At 51.8% G+C, this 825-nt stretch carries 1 rRNA gene; it reads right to left on the bottom strand.

Annotated features, from left to right (window positions below):
• Nucleotides 1-825: ribosomal RNA gene (locus GTP46_RS29135) — 23S ribosomal RNA — on the bottom strand; the annotation flags it as partial.

Genomic DNA, 825 nt, shown 5'->3' with positions numbered 1-825 from the left:
CTATGAAGCAGAAACTGACTATTCCAACAGTCAGACAACCTTCCGCGATCCGTCCCCCCATCGCATCATACGACGGTGCAGGAATATTAACCTGCTTCCCATCAGCTACGCATCTCTGCCTCGCCTTAGGGGCCGACTCACCCTGCTCCGATGAACGTTGAACAGGAAACCTTGGGCTTACGGCGTGGGGGCTTTTCACCCCCATTATCGCTACTCATGTCAGCATTCGCACTTCTGATACCTCCAGCATCCTTTACAAGACACCTTCGCAGGCTTACAGAACGCTCTCCTACCATATGCTTACGCATATCCGCAGCTTCGGTGACTGGCTTAGCCCCGTTACATCTTCCGCGCAGGACGACTCGATCAGTGAGCTATTACGCTTTCTTTAAATGATGGCTGCTTCTAAGCCAACATCCTGACTGTTTTAGCCTTCCCACTTCGTTTTCCACTTAGCCAATCTTTGGGACCTTAGCTGGCGGTCTGGGTTGTTTCCCTCTTGACGCCGGACGTTAGCACCCGACGTCTGTCTCCCAAGCTCGCACTCATCGGTATTCGGAGTTTGCAATGGTTTGGTAAGTCGCGATGACCCCCTAGCCATAACAGTGCTCTACCCCCGATGGTGATACTTGAGGCACTACCTAAATAGTTTTCGGAGAGAACCAGCTATTTCCAAGTTTGTTTAGCCTTTCACCCCTACCCACAGCTCATCCCCTAATTTTTCAACATTAGTGGGTTCGGACCTCCAGTGCGTGTTACCGCACCTTCATCCTGGCCATGAGTAGATCACTTGGTTTCGGGTCTACACCCAGCGACTATCGCCCT

Origin of the sequence: Duganella flavida, from assembly GCF_009857445.1 — a bacterium.
Classification (GTDB): Bacteria; Pseudomonadota; Gammaproteobacteria; order Burkholderiales; family Burkholderiaceae_D; genus Rugamonas; species Rugamonas flavida.
Note: the sequence above shows the minus strand (reverse complement) of the source record. Positions and strands in the feature narration are given on the sequence as shown.